This is a genomic window from Methylobacterium tarhaniae, from assembly GCF_001043955.1.
GTDB lineage: Bacteria > Pseudomonadota > Alphaproteobacteria > Rhizobiales > Beijerinckiaceae > Methylobacterium > Methylobacterium tarhaniae.
The window spans coordinates 1-772 of sequence record NZ_LABZ01000197.1; the positions used below are offsets into that span (position 1 = coordinate 1).

The following is a 772-nucleotide window of genomic DNA, read 5'->3' on the forward strand; positions in this document are numbered from 1 at the left end:
TTTGAAGCGAACCCGGGGAACTGAAACATCTCAGTACCCGGAGGAAAGGACATCAACGAGACTCCGTCAGTAGTGGCGAGCGAACGCGGACCAGGCCAGCGCCTGGCATGACGCTTACCGGAACGGCCTGGAATGGCCGGCAGGATGGGTGACAGCCCCGTACGGGACAAGCCAATGCCAGGACACGAGTAAGGCGGGACACGTGAAATCCTGTCTGAAGATGGGGGGACCACCCTCCAAGCCTAAGTACTCCTCAGCGACCGATAGCGAACCAGTACCGTGAGGGAAAGGTGAAAAGCACCCCGACGAGGGGAGTGAAACAGTTCCTGAAACCGGATGCTTACAAACAGTGGGAGCCCAAGATGCGTTCTGGGTGACCGCGTACCTTTTGTATAATGGGTCAGCGACTTAGAGTTACGAGCAAGCTTAAGCCGGTAGGCGAAGGCGCAGCGAAAGCGAGTCTGAACAGGGCGTTCAGTTCGTGGCTCTAGACCCGAAACCAGGTGATCTAGCCATGCGCAGGATGAAGGTGCGGTAACACGCACTGGAGGTCCGAACCAGTGCCCGTTGAAAAGGTCTTGGATGACGTGTGGTTAGGGGTGAAAGGCCAATCAAACCTGGACATAGCTGGTTCTCCGCGAAAGCTATTTAGGTAGCGCCTCGTGTGAATGCCTTGCGGGGTAGAGCACTGGATGGGCTAGGGCCGCCCACAGCGGTACCGCACTCAACCAAACTCCGAATACGCAAGAGCACTGCACGGGAGACACACGGC

1 rRNA gene is annotated in these 772 nt (G+C 57.4%); it reads left to right on the top strand.

Going from position 1 to position 772, the window contains the following annotated elements:
* Positions 1–772: ribosomal RNA gene (locus tag VQ03_RS24810) — 23S ribosomal RNA — on the top strand; the annotation flags it as partial.